Source organism: Stenotrophomonas sp. 3diitr2024 (genome assembly GCF_042136455.1).
Classification (GTDB): Bacteria; Pseudomonadota; Gammaproteobacteria; order Xanthomonadales; family Xanthomonadaceae; genus Stenotrophomonas; species Stenotrophomonas sepilia.
Genome location: NZ_JBHHMJ010000308.1, coordinates 1 through 18,892 on the forward strand (window position 1 = coordinate 1; position 18,892 = coordinate 18,892).

The following is an 18,892-nucleotide window of genomic DNA, read 5'->3' on the forward strand; positions in this document are numbered from 1 at the left end:
CCAGTTCCTGCGACACGTTCCTGTAGAGCCGAGCCGACGCTCGGCTGCGCTTCTCGCCTGGACCCAACCGCAGACGAGCGTGGGCTCGACCCTACAACACCGGCGGTCGGCAGCACCACGCCACGCGTGGAACAGTTCTTGCACGCACCTGGGCAACCCCAGCCGCAGTGCCCGTGATGTCCGAGAACGAATCCGCCGGCGAAAAGACCGAACAACCGACCGAAAAACGCCTGCGCGACGCCCGTGAACAGGGCAACCTGCCGCGCTCGCGCGAACTCGGCACCGCCGCCGTGTTCGGCGCCGGTGTGCTGGCGGTGATGGCCATGAGCGGCTCGATCGGCCGTGGCGCCACGGCCTGGATGAAGCAGGCGCTCAGCCCGGAACAGAGCCTGCGGCAGAACCCGAAGGAACTGTTCGGCCACTTCGGCGACCTGCTGTTGCAGTTCATGCTGGTGATCGCACCGCTGGTGCTGGTCTGCCTGCTGGCCAGCTTCGTCGCCCCGCTGGTGATGGGCGGCCTGCGCTGGTCGCAGAAGGCGTTGCTGCCTGACATCAACCGCATGAACCCAATGAGCGGGCTCAAGCGCCTGTACGGCCCAGAGGCGATTGCCGAGTTCACCAAGTCGCTGCTGCGCGTGGCCTTCGTAGGTGTGGCCGCCGGGCTGGTGGTCTGGACCGGCTTTGACACCCTGCGCGGGCTGATCCACCACCCGCTGGAGACCGCCATCACCGACGGCCTCGGCTTCACCCTGCGCCTGCTGCTGGCGACCGCCGGCGCCATGCTGGTGCTGGCCGCCATCGATGCCCCATACCAGCGCTGGAACTGGATGCGCAAGCTGAAGATGACCCGTGAAGAGCTGCGCCGGGAAATGAAGGAAAGCGAAGGCAGCCCCGAGGTGAAGGGCCGCATCCGCCAGCTGCAGCAGCAGATGGCCAACCGCCGGATGATGGAAGCGGTGCCCACCGCCGACGTAGTGGTGGTCAACCCCACCCACTACGCGGTGGCCCTGAAGTACGAAGGCGGCGCCATGAACGCCCCCACCGTGGTCGCGCTGGGCGTGGACGAGACCGCCCTGCGCATCCGTGAAGTGGCCGACGGCAACAAGGTCGCGATCGTCTCCGCCCCGCCTTTGGCACGCGCCTTGTATCGGGAAGGCCAACTCGGAAAGGAAATTCCCGTGAGACTGTATTCGGCCGTCGCCCAGGTCCTGTCCTACGTCTACCAGCTGCGCGCCTGGCGCACTGGCCCGATGCCGGACGCCCCGCACATCCAGGTGGATGAATTCGGCAAGGGAGGCCGCCCGTGAGCGCCCAGCCCGCCACCGGATTCAACACCCGCCGCGCCCTGGAAATGATCCGCCAGGGCCTTGGCGCGCCGCTGATCGTGCTGGCCCTGCTGGCCATGGTCGTGGTGCCACTGGCCGCGCCTGTCCTCGATGCGCTGTTCACCTTCAACATCGCCATCTCGCTGATGGTGCTGCTGGCGGTGGTCTACGTGAAGCGCCCGCTGGATTTCACCATCTTCCCGATCGTGCTGTTGATCACGACCATGCTGCGGCTGGCGCTGAACGTGGCCTCCACCCGCGTGATCCTGCTCAATGGCCAGAACGGGCACGATGCCGCGGGCAAGGTCATCGCCGCCTTCGGTGAATTCGTGATCGGCGGCAACTACGCGGTCGGCATCGTGGTGTTTGCGATCCTGACCATCATCAACTTCGTGGTCATCACCAAGGGCGCCGGCCGCGTCTCGGAAGTGACCGCGCGCTTCATCCTGGACGCGATGCCCGGCAAGCAGATGGCGATCGACGCCGACCTCAACGCCGGTTTGCTGACGCGTGAAGAAGCCAAGCTGCGCCGCGAGGAAGTCCGCGAGGAAGCCGACTTCTACGGTGCGATGGACGGTGCCAGCAAGTTCATCCGCGGCGACGCCATCGCCGGCATCCTGATCCTGTTCATCAACATGCTCGGCGGCCTGGCCGTGGGCGTGCTGCAGCATGGCATGCCGTTCGGCGAAGCCGCCGCCACCTATACCCTGCTGTCGATCGGTGACGGCCTGGTGGCACAGCTGCCGGCGCTGCTGGTCTCCAGCGCGGTGGCGATGCTGGTCACCCGCGCCTCGCGCTCGCAGGACATGGCCCAGGCCATGACCGGGCAGGTGTTCGGCCAGTACCGGGCGCTGGCGATCACCGCCGGCATCATCGGCCTGGTGGGCCTGGTGCCGGGCATGCCCAACGTCGCTTTCCTGACGCTGGCCTCGATCCTTGGCTTCATCGCCTGGAAGCTGTATCGCAAGACCAAGGCACCGGCTGCCGATGCGACAGGCAGTGGCACCGATGCCGCCGCGCTCACTGCGCTCGGCCGCCCGACCGCCGCGGCCCCCACCGCCGAACTGAGCTGGGACGAACTGCGCCCGGTCGATCCGCTGGGCCTGGAGGTCGGCTATCGGCTGATTCCGCTGGTGGACAGCAACCAGGGCGGCGAACTGATGGCGCGCATCAAGGGCGTGCGCCGCAAGCTGACCCAGGATGTCGGCTTCCTGATTCCCTCGGTGCACATCCGCGACAACCTGGAACTGCCGGCCAACGGCTACCGCGTGCTGGTGCATGGCGTGCCGGTGGCCACCGCCGAGATCCACCCCGACCGCGAGCTGGCCCTGGATCCGGGCAGCGCGCTCGGCGCACTGGAGGGCATTGCCGGCAAGGATCCCGCGTTCGGCCTGGATGCCACCTGGATCCAGCCGCATCAGCGCGCCCAGGCCGAAACGCTGGGCTACACGGTGGTCGACCCGGCCACCGTGGTCGCCACCCATCTGTCGCACCTGATCCGCGAACACGCACCCGAGCTGCTCGGCCATGAGGAAGTGCAGCACCTGCTGGCCAACCTGGCCAAGAGCGCACCCAAGCTCGTCGAAGATCTGACGCCGAAGGCGCTGCCGCTGTCGGCGGTGGTGCGCGTGCTGCAGAACCTGCTGGTCGAGCGCATTCCGATCCGCCAGCTGCGCAAGATCGCCGAGGCACTGGTCGAACATGCGCCCAGCAGCCAGGACCCGGCCGTGCTGACCGCCGCGGTGCGCACCGCACTGGGCCGCTTCATCGTGCAGGAGATCGCCGGAATGTCGGCGGAGCTGCCGGTGTTCACCCTCAACCCGCAATTGGAACGTGTCTTGCAGGAGTCCACGCAGGGCAACGGCGCCGCGCTGGAACCCGGACTCGCTGAGCGACTGCACCAGAGCCTGGCCGAATGTGTCAGCAAGCAGGAAGCCCGCAACGAGCCCGCGGTCGTGCTGGTACCTGGCCCGGTGCGCGCCGCGCTGGCCCGCCTGGTCCGCCACAGCGTTCCGTCGCTGTCGGTCCTGGCCTACAGCGAGGTGCCGGAGGACAAGCGCCTGAAGCTGGTCGGAACGATCAGCTGACGCCTGCCCGCCGATGCGCCAGAAAACAGACACCACTTTCGAACCAACGCAACTGACAGACACCAAGGGGAACCCGCACCGTGCAGACCACCGACCACCCGAGTTCCCCGACCGCCACCCCGCCGTCTTCGCCCCGTGACCACAGCATGAAAATCAAACGATTCGTCGCCGCCGACATGCGCTCGGCCATGAACCTGGTGCGCAAGGAACATGGTCCTGACGCCGTGATCCTGTCCAACCGCCGGATCGAGGAAGGCATCGAGATCGTCGCCGCCGCCAACTACGACGAGAGCGCGGTGCAGCGTGCGCTGGAAGCCTCGCGCCGTGACGTCGCACCGCCGCCGGCACCCAAGCCGCGTACCGCCGCCGACGCGGTGATCGCCGCCGTCACCCGCCGCCGCAGCAGCACCCCGGCACCGGAACCGGTTGCCGCCACCACCTCGGCGGTGGCCGCCCTCGCCCGTGCAGCAGTGGGCGCTACCGGCCGCACCCTGGACAGCGCCGACGAGATCGTGCCGACCCGCGGCAGCACCGGCTTCGCCGCCACGCTGGCACGCGCCGCCGTCAATGAGCCGGCGCTGCCGGACCAGATCTTCGCCCCGTTCGCCGAAGCCATCGTCGCACCGGCACCCGCCAGCGCCACGCCGGCCAACCGCGCCCGCTTCCAGATCGACCCGCCGCACGAGGCGCATTACGAAAGCGCGGCCCCGGCCGTGCAGCCGCCGCCGCTGCCGACCGCAGCCCTGGCCGAAACGCAGCCGGAGGTCGCCGCAAGCGAACCGGCGCTGGCCGATGCCACCGTCGAAACCGCGCCGACGCCGACGCTCGCCCCAGCCCCGGTCCTGACCGTGGTCGCCCAGGACGACGCCGAGATCCGCCAGCTGCGCCAGGAAGTGGCCGGCATGCGCCAGGTGATCGAGCGCGAAATGAACCGCTTCACCGACGAGCGCCTGCGCGGCTGCCCGGTGCGCGCCACCGCGCTGGATCTGATGGACGAGTACGGCTTCGATGCTGGCCTGGCCCGCGACGTCGCCATGCAGATTCCGCTGGAGACCGAGGCGCACCGAGGCCGCGGCCTGATGCTGGGGCTGATCTCGCGCAAGCTGCCGATCGCCCCGGTCGACCCGCTGGAGGAAGGCGGCGTGATCGCGCTGGTAGGCCCGACCGGCGCCGGCAAGACCACCACCATCGCCAAGCTGGCCTCGCGCTTCGCCGAGAAGCACGCGCCGCGTGACGTCGCCCTGGTCACCACCGACACCACCCGCATCGGCGCCCGCGAGCAGCTGTATGGCTATGGCAGGCAGCTCGGCATCGCCGTCCACGAGGCCAACAGCGGCACCGACCTGGACCAGCTGCTGGAACGCCTGAAGGACTACAAGCTGGTACTGATCGACACCGCCGGGCTGGGCCCGCGCGACCGCGCGCTGGCCGCCCAGCTGCAGTGGCTGCGCGCCGCCCGCCAGGTGCGCACCCTGCTGGTGCTGCCGGCCAACACCAGCTTCGGCGACATGGACGAGGTGGTCCGCCGCTTCGGTGCCGCCAACCTGCAGGGCCTGGTGCTGAGCAAGCTGGACGAAACCGGCCGCTTCGGCAACGCCCTGTCGGTGGCCGTGGACCATGCCCTGCCGATCACCTGGGTGACCGATGGCCAGGACGTTCCGGACGACCTGCACCGGGCAAGTGCGGCCAATCTCGTACTTCGCCTTGAAGATTTGCGCCGAGCGGCCGATATGCCCTGCAACCCGGAGTTGAACCATGCCGTCGCGTGAGTACGCCAAGCTGACCAAGACCTTCCCGCTGTCGGCCACCCGCAGCGAGCCGCTCGGCCCTGTGCGCACCATCGCCGTGACCGGCGGCAAGGGCGGCGTGGGCAAGACCAACGTGTCGGCCAACCTGGCCGTGGCGCTGGCCGGCATGGGCAAGCGCACGCTGCTGCTGGACGCCGACCTCGGCCTGGCCAACATCGACGTGATCCTGGGCTTGAACCCCACCTTTACGCTGGCCGACCTGGTGGCCGGCCGCTGCTCGCTGGACGATGTCATCGTCGAAGGCCCGAACGGCGTGCTGGTGGTCCCGGCCGCGTCCGGCCGCCGGCACATGGCCGAGCTGGCCCCGGCCGAGCACGTCGGCCTGGTCAACGTGTTCTCCGAGCTGGAGCGCGAGCTGGACATCATGGTGGTGGACACCGCCGCGGGCATCACCGACGGCGTGCTGACCTTCTGCCAGGCCGCGCAGGACACCGTGGTCGTGGTCTGTGACGAGCCGGCTTCAATCACCGACGCCTACGCGCTGATCAAGGTGCTCTCGCGTGAACGGGGCGTGGACCGCATCCAGGTGGTGGCCAACATGGTACGCGACCCCAATGAGGGCCGCGTGCTGTACGAGAAGCTGACCCGCGTCTGCGAGAAGTTCCTCGCCGATGTTTCGCTGAACTACCTGGGCTGCGTGCCGCAGGATGACTGGCTGCGCCTGTCGGTGCAGCGCCAGCAGCCGGTGGTGAAGGCCTACCCGTCCAGCCCGTCCGCACTGGCGATCACCGAGATCGCGCGCCGCACGGCCCGCTGGCAGGCGCCGACCGAACCACGCGGCGGCGTCGAGTTCTTCCTCGAACGCATCCTCAAGCAGCGCGGGGTAGCGGCATGAAGGGCGCGGCCCAGTACAGGGAAGTCCAGCGCTCGGCGGCCAACGACGTCATCGCCCAGCACTCGGACCTGGTGCGGCGCATCGCCCACCATCTGGCCGCGCGCCTGCCGGCCAGCGTCGAAGTCGACGACCTGATCCAGGCTGGCATGATGGGCCTGATCGAGGCTTCGCGCAGCTACGACGCCGACCAGGGCGCCTCGTTCGAGACCTATGCCTCGATCCGTATCCGTGGCTCGATGATCGACGAGATCCGCCGTGGCGACTGGGTGCCGCGCTCGGTGCACCGCCGTGCACGCGACGCTGCGGCCACCATCCGCCGCCTGGAACAGAGCAGCGGCCGCGCCGCCAGCGCCACCGAAGTGGCCGCCGCGATGGAGATGCCACTGCCCGAATACCTCCGCCTGATGGAAGACGCCGCGCGTGGCCAGGTGCTGAGCCTGGAGTCGCGCATTGAGGACCAGGGCGAGCTGGACACGGTCGCACAGGGTGGCCCGACCCCGCAGCAGGTGCTGGAGCGCAGCGAGTTCGGCCGCGAGCTGGGCAAGGCCATCGGCCATCTGCCCGAGCGCGAACAGCTGGTGCTCTCGCTCTACTACGAGCAGGAACTCAACCTGAAGGAGATCGGCGCGGTGCTCGGCGTGAGCGAGTCGCGGGTCTGCCAGATCCACGGCCAGGCCGTGCTGCGCCTGCGCGGCCGGCTGAAGGTATTCGAGGCCGTCGACGCCGGCCTCGAAGAATGAACATCCCCGAGGCAGCTGCCCCCGGCCGCCCGGAATGAACAACAAAGGAACTCTGCTTTGAACAAGAACATGCGCATCCTGATCGTCGACGACTTCTCGACCATGCGTCGCATCGTCAAGAACCTGCTGGGCGATCTGGGCTTCACCAACACCGCCGAAGCCGAGGACGGGCATGCCGCGCTGTCGCTGCTGCAGAGCCAGCCGTTCGATTTCGTGGTCACCGACTGGAACATGCCGGTCATGACCGGCATCGAGCTGCTCAAGGCGATTCGTGCCGACGCCAAGCTGAAGACCCTGCCGGTGCTGATGGTCACCGCCGAAGCCAAGCGCGAGCAGATCATCGAAGCGGCCCAGAACGGCGTGAACGGCTACATCATCAAGCCGTTCACCGCGCAGACGCTGGAAGAGAAGCTCGGCAAGATCTTCGAACGCCTGGCGGCCAGTGCCTGATGGATACCACGGTCGACAGGAATGCCCTCGCCCTGCGCCTGCAGGAAGCACTGGACGCACTGGAGTCCGGTGACGAAACCGCCTGGCGGCAACGCATCGACGGACTGGTCGCGCTGCGCACGCAGCCGATGATGAGCGGCCTCTCGCGGCTGGCCCGCGAGCTCGGGCAGGCCCTGGGTGAACTGCCGACCGTGCCCAGCGAGGCCGGCGAACTGGACGATGCCTGCGCACGCCTGGACCACGTGGTGGCGATGACCGAACAGGCGACGCACCGCACCCTGGACCTGGCCGAGGAATGCCGCAGCCTGACCGAACAGCTGCGCGCCGAAGGCCTGCAGCCGGGCCAGGATGCACAGCTCGAGCGCATCCGCCACAACCTCACCGAGATCGCCCTGACCCAGAGCTACCAGGACCTGACGGGGCAGATCATCCGTCGCGTGGTCGGCATCGTCCGCCGTGTGCATGAGGGCTTCGGCGCGCTCGGCCTGCCGCCGGAACAGCATCGCACCGATCCGGAACTGGCCGGGCCGGCACTGAAGGGACTGGACCGCCACGCGGTCTCGCAGAACGACGCCGACGACCTGCTGTCGGACCTGGGGCTGTAAGCATGAGCGCGGTATCCGACGACATCACTGCCGATTTCATCATCGAGGCGCAGGAAATCCTGGATCGCCTGGGCGAACAGCTGGTGTCGCTGGAGCAGGCACCACAGGACACCGAGCAACTCAACGCGGTGTTCCGGGGCTACCACACGCTCAAGGGCGGCGCCGGCTTCCTCGGCGTCACCGCCATGGTCGAGTTGTGCCACGCCGCCGAAGAAGCGCTGGGCATCGCGCGCGCGGGCCAGGCCGTGCTGCAGGCCCATCACTTCGATGCCGCCCAGCAATCGCTGGACTACCTGCAAGCGATGCTGGATGCAGTTTCCTCCGGCACCGAGCCGGGCTATGCGCCGCCGGAGCTGATTGCCCAGTTCGACATGCATGGCGGTGCCGTGGCTGCACCCGCCGCCGCAGCAGCTCCCGCTGCGGGTGGCAGCGACCTGATCACCGACGACGAGTTCGAGGCCCTGCTCGACCAGCTGCACGGCGGCAACGCACCGACTGCGGTGGCGCCGGCAAGGAAGGCCGACGACGGCCTGATCAGCGAAGACGAGTTCGAAGCCCTGCTCGACCAGCTGCACGGTGGCGCCGCACCCGGCGCCAAGCCCATCGCTGCGGCAGCGCCCGCACCGATCGCGGCACCACGCCCACTGGCCGCACCGGCCGCACCGGCACCTGCAGCGGCGACCAAGCCGGCCGCCAAGCCGCTGGCCGAGGCCGAACATACCGTGCGCGTGGACACCAAGCGCCTGGACGCGATTGTCAATCTGATCGGCGAACTGGTGCTGTCACGCAACCGGCTCAAGACCCTGCGTGCGCGCCTGCGCGACGAGGAACTGGACCGCGCCGTGTCCACCCTGGACATCGCCACCGCGCGCCTGCAGTCGGCGGTGATGCGTACCCGCATGCAGCCGGTGGGCAAGGTCTTCTCGCGCTTCCCCAAGGTCGCCCGAGACGTTGCCCGCTCGCTGAAGAAGGAAGTGGACCTGGAGCTGATCGGTGCCGAGACCGAGCTCGACCGCAACCTGGTCGAAGCGCTGGCCGACCCGCTGGTGCACCTGGTCCGCAACGCCATCGACCATGGCGTGGAAATGCCCGATCTGCGCGAAGCACAGGGCAAGCCGCGGATGGGCCATGTACGCCTGTCGGCCCAGCAGGAAGGCGACTACGTCAGCATTGAAGTGCAGGACGACGGTGCCGGCATCGATCCGGAGAAGCTGCGCGCGAAGGCACGCGAGAAGGGCCTGATCGATCCGGAGGCCGCCGCCCGCCTGAGCAGCGAGGAGTGCCTGCACCTGGTGTTCCTGCCCGGCTTCTCGACCAAGCAGCAGGTCACGGATATCTCCGGCCGCGGCGTTGGCATGGACGTGGTGCAGTCGCGCATCCGCGAACTGAGTGGCCAGATCCAGATCCAGTCGGAGCTGGGCCGCGGCAGCCGCTTCCTGATCCGCGTGCCGCTCACCCTGGCGATCCTGCCGACCCTGCTGGTGCAGGCCGGCGAAGACGTCTATGCGCTGCCGCTGGCGCGCGTGATGGAAGTGCTGCACGCACCGCGCACCTCGCTGGGCTGGTTCGATGGCCGCGCCGTGCTCGACCGCCGTTCGCACACGCTGCCACTGGTCGATCTGCGCCAGTGGCTGGATGTGACGCCCGCCGCGTCGACCCTGCTGACCATCGTGGTGCTGCAGGCCGGCGAAGCGCGCTTCGGCCTGGTCGTGGACCAGGTCCGTGGGCGCGAGGAAGTGGTCATCAAGCCACTGCCGAAAGCCCTGCGCGGCCTGCGCGGTTACGCCGGTGCAACCCTGATCGGCGATGGTCGCATGGCGCTGATCCTGGATGTGGACGGCCTGCGCAGCCCGCACGACTGACCCGCTTGCTGAACCCGTAAAACCGTGAAGTCGCACCAGTAGCCTGTACCGGTGTCTCAAGTCCCATTCATACAAGCCGATACCGGATCCATGGATAGACTCAGCCTCATTGGACTCTTTCTCGCCCTGGCCTCGCTGGTCGGCGGCAGCATCCTCAAGGGCGCCGGCCTGGCGTCGCTGTGGTCGCCTGCGGCGTTTGTGATCGTCATCGTCGGCACCGTAGCCGCGATCCTGCTGCACACCTCGCCGGCGGTGTTCAAGCACGCGTTCAGCATCGTGCGCTGGGTCGTGCGTCCACCGCACAGCGACCGCCGCGAGCTGATCCAGCAGATCGTCGAGTGGAGCAACATCGCCCGCCGCCAGGGCCTGCTGGGCCTGGAATCGCAGGTGGAAGCACAGCAGGACCCGTTCCTGCGCAAGGGCCTGCAGCTACTGGTGGACGGCGTCGAGCCCGAATCCATGCGGCACATGCTGGAAATCGAACTGGGCAGCCAGGAGCACCAGGACCAGGCCGGCGCCAAGGTGTTCGAGGCGATGGGAATCTATGCACCGACGCTCGGCATCATCGGTGCCGTGCTGGGCCTGATCGCGGTGATGAAGAACCTGGCCGACCCGAGCAAGCTCGGCCACGGCATCGCCGCCGCGTTCACCGCCACCATCTACGGCATCGCTTCGGCCAACCTGCTGTTCCTGCCGATCGCCGCCAAGCTCAAGAGTGTGATCTCGCACAACACGCGCGACCGCGAGATGGTCATCGAAGGCCTGATCTCGATCGCCCAGGGCGAGAACCCGCGCAACATCGAAACCAACCTCTCCGGCTTCCTGCACTGACATGGCCCGCCGCAAGCACCACGAAGAGCACGCCAACCACGAAGCATGGGCGATCCCCTATGCCGACCTGATGACGCTGCTGCTCGCCTTCTTCGTGGTCATGTACGCGATCTCCTCGGTGAACGAGGGCAAGTACCGGATCATGGCCGACGCGCTGACCGATGCCTTCGGTGGCGCACCGCGCACCATCAACCCGGTGCAGGTGGGCAACAAGCAGGTGCAGGGCGGCGGCTGGGACAGCCCCTCGGTGATCAAGTCCGGCACCAAGATCGGTCCCTCCGCGCCGGCGCCCTCGCACGACCCGACCCTGCTGCCGTCGATGGCCTCGCAGATGCGCATGCCGGTGTCGGTGCACAACCAGGAGCAGATCGCCCGTGCCGAGCGCCAGCTCAACACGATTGCCGATCGCCTCACCGCCGCACTGGCGCCGCTGATCGACCGCGGCATGATCAGCGTGCGCCGCACCGAACTGTGGATCGAAGTCGAGATCAACAGCGACATCCTGTTCCCCACCGGCTCGGCCGCGCTGGACGTGCATGCGCGGCAGACCCTGGCCAGCCTGGCCGAGGTGCTGCGCGACGTGCCCAACAGCGTGCGCGTGGAAGGCCACACCGACAACGTGCCGATCGCCACCGCCACTTTCCCGTCGAACTGGGAACTGTCGGCCGGGCGCGCAGCCAGCGTAGTGCACCTGTTCGCCGACCAGGGCGTGCAGCCGTCGCGGCTGGCGATGGTCGGCTATGGCCAGTTCCGCCCGCGCGAAGACAACGACAGCGCGCAGGGCCGCAACCGCAACCGCCGGGTGATGGTCATCATCCTGGCCGACACGTCGCACTCGGTGGATCCGCTCGGCCAGCGCCTGAACGCAGCCACCGGCGCCACCGACAGCACCGTCACCGAACAGGCCGCCGCAACTCCAGCCAGCGCCCCCACCTCCCCCATCGCACCGGTGAAGTTGCCGCCGGTGCCGGCTGGCAGCCGCGTCGGCGCCGCCGTTCCCCCGGCAATGAAGGAGTAATCCGATGCGCATCTGGGCAGTCGCCAACCAGAAGGGCGGAGTCGGCAAGACCACCACCACCCTCGCCCTCGGCCGCGGCCTGGCCGCGCTCGGCCATCGCGTGCTGCTGATCGACCTCGATCCGCATGCCTCGCTCAGCCGCGCCTTCGGCGTGCCGGTGGACCCGCCGCCGGCCGGCGTGCTGGAACTGTTCGGCACACCGCCAGCGGACCTGTCCGGCCTGTGCCATGCCAGCAATATCCATGGCCTGGACTACGTCTGCGCACAGTCGGCGCTGGCCACGCTGGAACGCCGCAGCGCCAACCAGCCCGGCCTCGGCCTGGCCCTGCAGAACGCGCTGGCGCGCCATCAGGGCCAGCACGACTACATCCTGCTGGACTGCGCACCCACCCTCGGCCTGCTGATGATCAACGCACTGGCTGCCGCCGATCGCCTGATCATCCCGACCCAGGCCGAGCCCCTGGCCCTGCACGGCCTGGATGGCATGGTCCGCACCGGCGAGATGGTCGAGCGTTCGCGCCGCCGCCCGCTGCCGATCTCGATCCTGCCGACCCTGTTCGACCGACGCACCCGCGCCGGCAACGAGTCGCTGCGCACCATGCAGGACCGCCATGGCAGCCGCGTGTGGGAAGACGCCATTCCGATCGATACCCGCATCAGCAACGCCGCCGGGCTGACCCTGCCGAGCGCCGGCGAGGACTACCCGGGCCGTGGCCTGGCCGCCTACCGGCGCGCCTTGAACTGGATCCTCGGCGAGGATGCCCGCGCCCTGGAGCAGGCCGCATGAACAGCACCGGCATCCTCGACGATTACCTGGACGAACTGCTGGGCGAAGCGATGGTCGCGCCGCCGCCTGCCGTGCCGCCGCCCGCAGGCGCCGGGCCAGGCCCGGCGATCGAAGCAGTCGCCGAACGCGAACCGACCTGGGACGACCTGCCGGCCGAAGTGATCTACGAAACCGAAACCATCGCCGCCACGCCGAGCGGGGACAGCGCTGCGCTGGAAGCCGCCTTCGAGAGCGCCGCACCACCCACGCGCGAACCCACCTGGGATGACCTGCCCGCCGAGGTGATCTACGAAACAGAATCCGTCGCCGCCGCGCAAAGCCGGGACGACGCAGCACTGGAAGCGGCCTTCGAGAGCGCTGCCGCTTCCGGTAGCGCTGGGCAGGGTTCGGCGGGAGAAGCGGTTTCCGAACGCGAGCCGACCTGGGATGACCTGCCTGAGGAAGTCATCCACGAAACCGCGCCGGCACCCGCCGTCGTTGCAAACGCCGGTCCGGAACCTACCTGGGACGACCTGCCGGACGAGGTGATCTACGAGACCGATCCGGCCGACAGCCATCGCCTCGCCCACACCGACAGCCCCGGCCTGCAGGCCGCGTTCGAAGCGGCCGCCGGTGGCGAAGACGTAGCCGCGCCACCGCCCGCCGTGGTCGCAGCTCCGGTGGCCCCGACGGTTGCACCTGCAGCCCCGGCCCCGGCCGCGCGCACCGCCACTCCGCCGCCGCGCGCCGCCGTCGATGCCCCGGCAGGCAACCGTCCCGGCACCTGGCAGGAGCTGCAGGCGCAGGCCCACCAACCGGCCCGCAGCCCGCATCCGCAGAACCGACGCGCCGGCGAACGCACTTCGCGCTGGCTGCGCCTTCGCTGCGGCACCCAGGCCTATGCGCTGGAACTGCTGAAGGTGCAGGAAGTGGTGCTGCCGGTGCCGCTGCTGCCACTGCGTGGCACTGCAGCGGCCATGCTCGGCATCATGAACCTGCGCGGCCAGGTGGTACCGGTGATGGATCTGGGCCTGCACCTTGGCGCCGCGGCCGCCGAAGACGACGCACAGACCCGCATCGTGGTCCTGGAAGAGGACGGCGAAACCATCGGCCTGCGCGTGTCAGCGGTCGAAGATGTCGCCAACCTCACCGATTCGCAGATCGAACCGCCCGATACCGCGCGCATCTGCCAGATCTCAAACGACCTGTTCCGCGGCGTGGCCCGGGTCAGCCAGCGGCCGATGATCCTGCTCGACGCCACCCGGCTGTTGAGCTGAGCCGCCAAGAAAAAGGGGACGGAGGGGATTAAGTCGCAACTGACCCGGCGCTTTGCGCCGAAGGGGTGCCTGTCGGGGACGCAAGGAGTTGATCCGTTGGATCAACACCTTACGTCCCCACTGCGCGGTCGCCGTTGCCGAGGGAGCTGCAGTAGAGCCAGGTCGATTGCGACTTAATTCCCTCCGTCCCCTTTTAAGCAGCGACCGCATCGACGTACCGCGTCGATTCTTCTAAAGAACCCCACCGGGGTGCCGTTATGGATCACGGAACCGTTTGTCCGGAGCAACGATGAGCACTGTCGAACTGGGTGGGGATCTCGGCATCGAGAGCACTACCGAGCTCAAGAACCGCCTCGCCCCCCTCGTGGACCAGGCTGGCGAGCTGACCCTGGATGCCAGCCAGGTCGCCCGCATCCACACGGCCGCCGTGCAGGTGCTGTGTGCGTTCGTGCAGGCCCGCCGCGAGGCAGGCCTGGGCACCGGCTTCCACGGTTGCACTGCAACCTTCAGTGACGCCGCGCGCCTGCTGGGCGTCACCCAGGCCCTGGGCCTGGACGTAACCCATGACAACCTGAAATCTGTGGAGAACGCTGCATGAGCGCACGTATCTTGGTGGTGGACGATTCGGCGTCGATGCGCCAGATGGTGTCCTTCGCCCTCACCTCGGCCGGTTTTGCCGTCGAAGAAGCTGAAGACGGCGCGGTCGCGCTCGGTCGTGCCAAGGGCCAGCGCTTCAATGCGGTGGTGACCGACGTCAACATGCCGAACATGGACGGCATCGCGCTGATCCGCGAACTGCGCCAGCTGCCGGACTACAAGTTCACCCCGCTGCTGATGCTGACCACCGAATCGGCCGCCGACAAGAAGTCCGAAGGCAAGGCCGCCGGTGCCACCGGCTGGCTGGTCAAGCCGTTCAATCCCGAACAGCTGGTCGCCACCGTGCAGAAAGTGCTGGGCTGATCGCCCGGCGCCGCTCCCCCTCTTCGCTTCCGGATCACCACTGCCATGAGCATGGACCTGCAACGCTTCCACGCCACCTTCTTCGAGGAGAGCCGCGAAGGCCTCGATGCGATGGAGGCTGGCCTGCTGGCCCTGGAATCGGGGCAGCAGGACGCGGAGATCATCAATTCGGTATTCCGCGCCGCCCACTCGATCAAGGGCGGCGCCGGCACCTTCGGCTTCGACGCGATCGCCGGCCTGACCCACGTGCTGGAAACGCTGCTCGATGAGCTGCGCGCCGGCAAGCGGGCCCTGGAAGGCCACGCCGTCGACGCCATGCTGTCCTCGGTGGACGTGCTGCGCGCCCTGCTGCGCGAAGCCGAACACGGCCAGGCTGCCGATCCGGCTGCAGTCGCTGCGGTGAAGGCGCGCCTGGAAGCGGTTCTTTCCGGCCAGGCCGCAGCGAGCGCCCCGTCGGCCGTCGCAGCCAAGGTGGACGATACGCCGGAAGCCTGGCAGATCGGTTTCACTCCGGCGCCGTCGCTGTTCATGAGCGGCAACGATCCGCTTCGCATCATCCGCGAACTGGAACACCTCGGTTCGCTGCAGGTCGCCGCGCGCATGGAGCGCCTGCCGGGCTTCGCCCAGCTTGATCCGCTCGAAGCGCATCTTGCGTGGGACCTGGGCCTGGTTGGCAAGGTGCCGCGCAGCAAGATCGAAGACACCTTCGCCTGGGTGCTGGACGATTGCGAGCTGGACATCCGTCCCGCCGCGCCGCCGAGCCTGGCCACCCAGGCGCCGGCCGCAGCGGCTCCCGCTCCGGTCGCAGCGGCCCCGTCTGCACCTGCCACGCCTGCTGCCAACGGTGGTGCCAGCCAGGAAGCGGAAACCTCGATCCGCGTCAGCGTCGACAAGGTCGATGCGCTGATCAACCTGGTTGGCGAACTGGTCATCACCCAGGCCATGCTCAAGCAGGTCTCGCACGCACTGGACCCGGTCCACGCCGAGAGCCTGTTCGCTGGCCTGGACCAGCTTGAACGCAACACCCGCGACCTGCAGGAAGCGGTGATCGGCGTGCGCATGCTACCCGTCGATGCGGTGTTCCGCCGCTTCCCGCGCCTGGTTCGTGACCTGTCCAGCCGCCTCGGCAAGCAGGTGCGCCTGCGCACCGTCGGCGAAGGCACCGAACTGGACAAGGGTCTGATCGAAAAGATCGCCGATCCGCTGGTGCACCTGGTGCGCAACTCGATCGACCACGGCCTGGAAATGCCCGACGTCCGCCGCGGTGCGGGCAAGGACGAGACCGGCACGATCACGCTGGCAGCTTCGCATCAGGGCGGCCATATCGTCATCGAAGTCAGCGACGACGGTCGCGGCCTGGACCGCGCCAAGATCCTGGCCAAGGCTCACGAACGCGGCCTGGCCGTGCCGGACAACCCGACCGATTCGCAGGTCTGGGACCTGATCTTCCAACCCGGCTTCTCCACGGCCGATGCGGTCACCGACCTGTCCGGGCGTGGCGTCGGCATGGACGTGGTCCGCCGTAACATCCAGGCACTGGGCGGCGAGGTGCAGATCGAAAGCAGCCTCGGTATCGGCACCCGCACGCTGATCCGCCTGCCGCTGACCCTGGCCATCCTCGATGGCATGACGGTGGCCGTGGCCGGCGAAACCCTGATCCTGCCGCTTGCCTACGTGCTTGAGGCGTTGCAGCCGCAGCCCGAGGATATCCGCAGCATGGCCGGCGAAGGCCGCGTGCTGCGCGTGCGCGGCGAGTACCTGCCGATCCTGTCGTTGAGCGAGTACTACGGCTACGGCAACCGCGCACCGGGCAGCGAATCGCTGGTGGTGGTGGTGGAAGGCGATGGCCAGAAAATCGCGCTGGAAGTGGACGAACTGGTCGGCCAGCAGCAGGTGGTGGTGAAGAACATCGAGAACAACTACCGCCGTATCGGCGGGGTGTCCGGTGCCACCATCCTTGGCGACGGCCGCGTCGCGTTGATCGTCGACATCGGCGGACTGGTGCGCTCGCTGCGGATGCCGCAGGCCGCCTGATCCACGCCGCATGCGGGTCATGGACCGCCGCCCTTCGGGGCGGCGGTTTTGTTTGTGTGCTCCATTCCAGCCGGGGTCAGATCCCTTTTCAGGGAAAAGGGATCTGACCCCATCCCTTCTGTGAACTCCGTCGAGGCGATGGTTTCGCGCGCAACCACGTCATCCGAGCGCAAGCCCCGCCAGACCAGCACTTTCGCGCCGTCATCCCTACGCAACCGAATGTGATCTGCGTCCATAAAGTCCGCGCGGACGGCGCCGTTATTTCGCTTTGACGGTCGTCACCGAACCCCACCGGGCACCCCCGTTCGCTCTGCAACCACCCCCAAACCGGCGCACAGACGCCGGCACTCTGCCCACCTGGAGCACCCTGCATGAAGTGGTTCCAAGATCTGCCCATCGCCCGCAAGCTGGCCGTGGGGTTCACCCTCACCACCTTGATGACCCTGATCCTCGGCGCCTTCGCACTGGTGCGCCTGAGCGAGGCCAACGCGCAGTTGCGCGACATGGCTGGCAACGATATCCCCTCGGTCCAGCATCTGGGCGAGGCACGCTCGCAGCTGGGCGAGTTCCGCACCTACGAACTGGCCCAGCTGAGCATGCTCGACCAGCCGGACAAGGTCGCCGACTACAACAAGCGCATGGACGACACCGCCAAGGCCGTGCATGACGAGTTGGCGGCGTACGCGGCGCTGCCGGCGCTGGACAAGGAGCGTGAACTGTATCGCGCGGCCAGTGCGCAGCTGGACCGCTACTTCGCCGCAAACAAGGCGATGCGCGACGCCGTGGCCGCCGGTGATGGCGCACAGGCCCAGCAGATCTCCGACGAGCAGTCGCGCCCGGCGCGTCGCGACCTCTTCGCTGCAATGAAGGCACTGGGAACCCACATCGCCGGCCAGATGGACGGCAAGATTGCCGACGCCAACGCCACCCACCGCACCAGCATGATTGCCATCATCGGCTGCATCGTGCTGCTGTCGCTGGTCGCTGCCGCGCTGGCCATCGTCATCTCGCGTGCAGTGACCGGCCCACTCGGCAAGGCCGTGCATGCCATCCAGGCCGTTGCCCGCGGTGATCTCAGCGTCAGCACCCAGGCCACCAGCAACGATGAAGCCGGCAGGATGCTCGCTGCCACCGCCGAGATGACGGCGATGCTGCGACGCTTCAGCGAGCAGACACAGCTGATGGCACAGATGCACGCTGGCCCGGACATCAGCCATCGCATCCCGGAAGATTTCCCGGGTGTCTACGGCCAGCTGGCCAACGGCATCAACACGGTGATCTTCGAGCACCTCGATGCGATCGTCGATGCCATTGAAGTACTCAACCAGTACGCCATCGGCAACCTGAGCCCGGACGCACGCCGCCTGCCCGGCAGCCGCGCGATCCTGCACGAATCCATGGACGCGGCCAAGGCCAGCCTGCTGGCCATCAATTCGCAGATCCAGCACCTGGCTGCGGCGGCCGCCGCCGGTGACTTCAGCCAGCGCGGCGACGCACAGCGGTTCCAGCACGACTTCAAGGTGATGATCGAGCACCTCAACACCATGATGCAGGTGGCTGACGGCAACCTGGGCCAGCTCTCGCAGCTGCTGCAGTCGATCGCCACCGGCGACCTGACCGCGCGGATGGAAGGCCAGTTCAATGGCGTGTTCGCCCGCATGCGGGATGATGCCAACACCACGGTCGCGCAGCTGACCCAGATCGTCGGCCAGATCCAGGCCAGCGCTTCCAGCATCACCCTGGCCGCCGGCGAGATCGCCTCGGGCAACAGCGACCTGTCGCGCCGGACCGAGCAGCAGGCCGCCAACCTGGAGGAAACCGCGGCCTCGATGGAGGAACTGACCTCCACCGTGCGCCAGAACGCCGAGCACGCCCGCCAGGCCAACCAGCTCGCCATCGGCGCGCATGGCGTCGCCTCGCAAGGTGGCGAAGTGGTCGGCCAGGTGGTCACCACCATGTCGGCCATCGAAGCCTCGTCGAAGAAGATCGCCGAGATCATCAGCGTCATCGACGGCATCGCGTTCCAGACCAATATCCTGGCACTGAATGCCGCCGTGGAAGCCGCGCGTGCCGGTGAACAGGGCCGTGGCTTCGCCGTGGTCGCCAGCGAAGTACGCACCCTCGCCCAGCGCTCGGCCGCTGCCGCCAAGGAAATCAAGGGCTTGATCGACGACTCCGTCGGCAAGGTCGCCGAGGGCTCCAGCCTGGTCCACCAGGCCGGCAGCACCATGGGCGAGATCGTCGCCTCGGTGCAGCGTGTGACCGACATCATGGCCGAGATCTCCGCCGCCTCG

The 18,892-nt window shown here is 68.1% G+C and carries 16 protein-coding genes; all 16 read left to right on the forward strand.

Features of this window, described 5'->3' with window-relative positions:
• Positions 1-176: 176 nt before the first annotated feature.
• Positions 177-1,307 (forward strand): flagellar biosynthesis protein FlhB, encoded by a 1,131-nt coding sequence (flhB, locus tag ABGA94_RS07080; protein WP_005416428.1) that lies wholly within the window; start codon positions 177-179, stop codon positions 1,305-1,307.
• Positions 1,304-3,412 carry a flagellar biosynthesis protein FlhA gene (gene flhA, locus ABGA94_RS07085; protein WP_095377978.1) on the forward strand — a complete coding sequence of 703 codons (2,109 nt, stop codon included), beginning with the start codon at positions 1,304-1,306 and terminating at the stop codon, positions 3,410-3,412. The genes flhB and flhA overlap by 4 nt, the downstream gene beginning before the upstream one ends.
• A gap of 146 nt (positions 3,413-3,558) precedes the next feature.
• Positions 3,559-5,181, forward strand: coding sequence for a flagellar biosynthesis protein FlhF (gene flhF / locus ABGA94_RS07090; protein WP_262221216.1), 1,623 nt, complete (start codon positions 3,559-3,561; stop codon positions 5,179-5,181).
• Entirely contained in the window at positions 5,168-6,055 is an 888-nt protein-coding gene (locus ABGA94_RS07095; RefSeq protein WP_005416424.1) for a P-loop NTPase, read from the forward strand. The genes flhF and ABGA94_RS07095 overlap by 14 nt, the downstream gene beginning before the upstream one ends.
• The gene (locus ABGA94_RS07100) at positions 6,052-6,795 is read left to right on the forward strand and encodes an RNA polymerase sigma factor FliA (protein WP_053498623.1); all 744 of its coding nucleotides are present in this window, start codon (positions 6,052-6,054) and stop codon (positions 6,793-6,795) included. The genes ABGA94_RS07095 and ABGA94_RS07100 overlap by 4 nt, the downstream gene beginning before the upstream one ends.
• 57 nt (positions 6,796-6,852) lie before the next feature.
• Positions 6,853-7,245, forward strand: a complete 393-nt coding sequence (gene cheY, locus ABGA94_RS07105; protein ID WP_005413247.1) for a chemotaxis response regulator CheY — start codon at positions 6,853-6,855, stop codon at positions 7,243-7,245.
• Positions 7,245-7,850 carry a protein phosphatase CheZ gene (locus ABGA94_RS07110; protein WP_005416422.1) on the forward strand — a complete coding sequence of 202 codons (606 nt, stop codon included), beginning with the start codon at positions 7,245-7,247 and terminating at the stop codon, positions 7,848-7,850. Before cheY ends, ABGA94_RS07110 begins: the two co-directional genes overlap by 1 nt.
• 2 nt (positions 7,851-7,852) lie before the next feature.
• Entirely contained in the window at positions 7,853-9,712 is a 1,860-nt protein-coding gene (locus tag ABGA94_RS07115) for a chemotaxis protein CheA (protein WP_005416421.1), read from the forward strand.
• Positions 9,713-9,802: 90 nt separating this feature from the next.
• Positions 9,803-10,543 (forward strand): flagellar motor protein, encoded by a 741-nt coding sequence (locus ABGA94_RS07120; protein ID WP_049413360.1) that lies wholly within the window; start codon positions 9,803-9,805, stop codon positions 10,541-10,543.
• 1 nt (position 10,544) lies between these two features.
• Positions 10,545-11,561, forward strand: coding sequence for a flagellar motor protein MotD (gene motD, locus ABGA94_RS07125; RefSeq protein ID WP_375366831.1), 1,017 nt, complete (start codon positions 10,545-10,547; stop codon positions 11,559-11,561).
• A gap of 4 nt (positions 11,562-11,565) precedes the next feature.
• On the forward strand, positions 11,566-12,348 hold the full coding sequence (locus tag ABGA94_RS07130; protein WP_138951063.1) for a ParA family protein: 783 nt from the start codon (positions 11,566-11,568) through the stop codon (positions 12,346-12,348).
• A complete protein-coding gene (locus ABGA94_RS07135; RefSeq protein ID WP_375366833.1) occupies positions 12,345-13,604 on the forward strand; it encodes a chemotaxis protein CheW in 1,260 nt (419 codons plus the stop codon). Before ABGA94_RS07130 ends, ABGA94_RS07135 begins: the two co-directional genes overlap by 4 nt.
• Before the next feature lie 289 nt (positions 13,605-13,893).
• The gene (locus tag ABGA94_RS07140; RefSeq protein ID WP_065184917.1) at positions 13,894-14,202 is read left to right on the forward strand and encodes a lipid asymmetry maintenance protein MlaB; all 309 of its coding nucleotides are present in this window, start codon (positions 13,894-13,896) and stop codon (positions 14,200-14,202) included.
• Entirely contained in the window at positions 14,199-14,564 is a 366-nt protein-coding gene (locus ABGA94_RS07145; RefSeq protein ID WP_005409521.1) for a response regulator, read from the forward strand. The genes ABGA94_RS07140 and ABGA94_RS07145 overlap by 4 nt, the downstream gene beginning before the upstream one ends.
• 45 nt (positions 14,565-14,609) lie before the next feature.
• Positions 14,610-16,598, forward strand: a complete 1,989-nt coding sequence (locus ABGA94_RS07150; protein ID WP_375366837.1) for a chemotaxis protein CheA — start codon at positions 14,610-14,612, stop codon at positions 16,596-16,598.
• A 371-nt stretch (positions 16,599-16,969) separates the two neighbouring features.
• The coding region (locus tag ABGA94_RS07155) for a methyl-accepting chemotaxis protein (protein ID WP_375366839.1) at positions 16,970-18,892 on the forward strand (1,923 nt) is incomplete at its 3' end.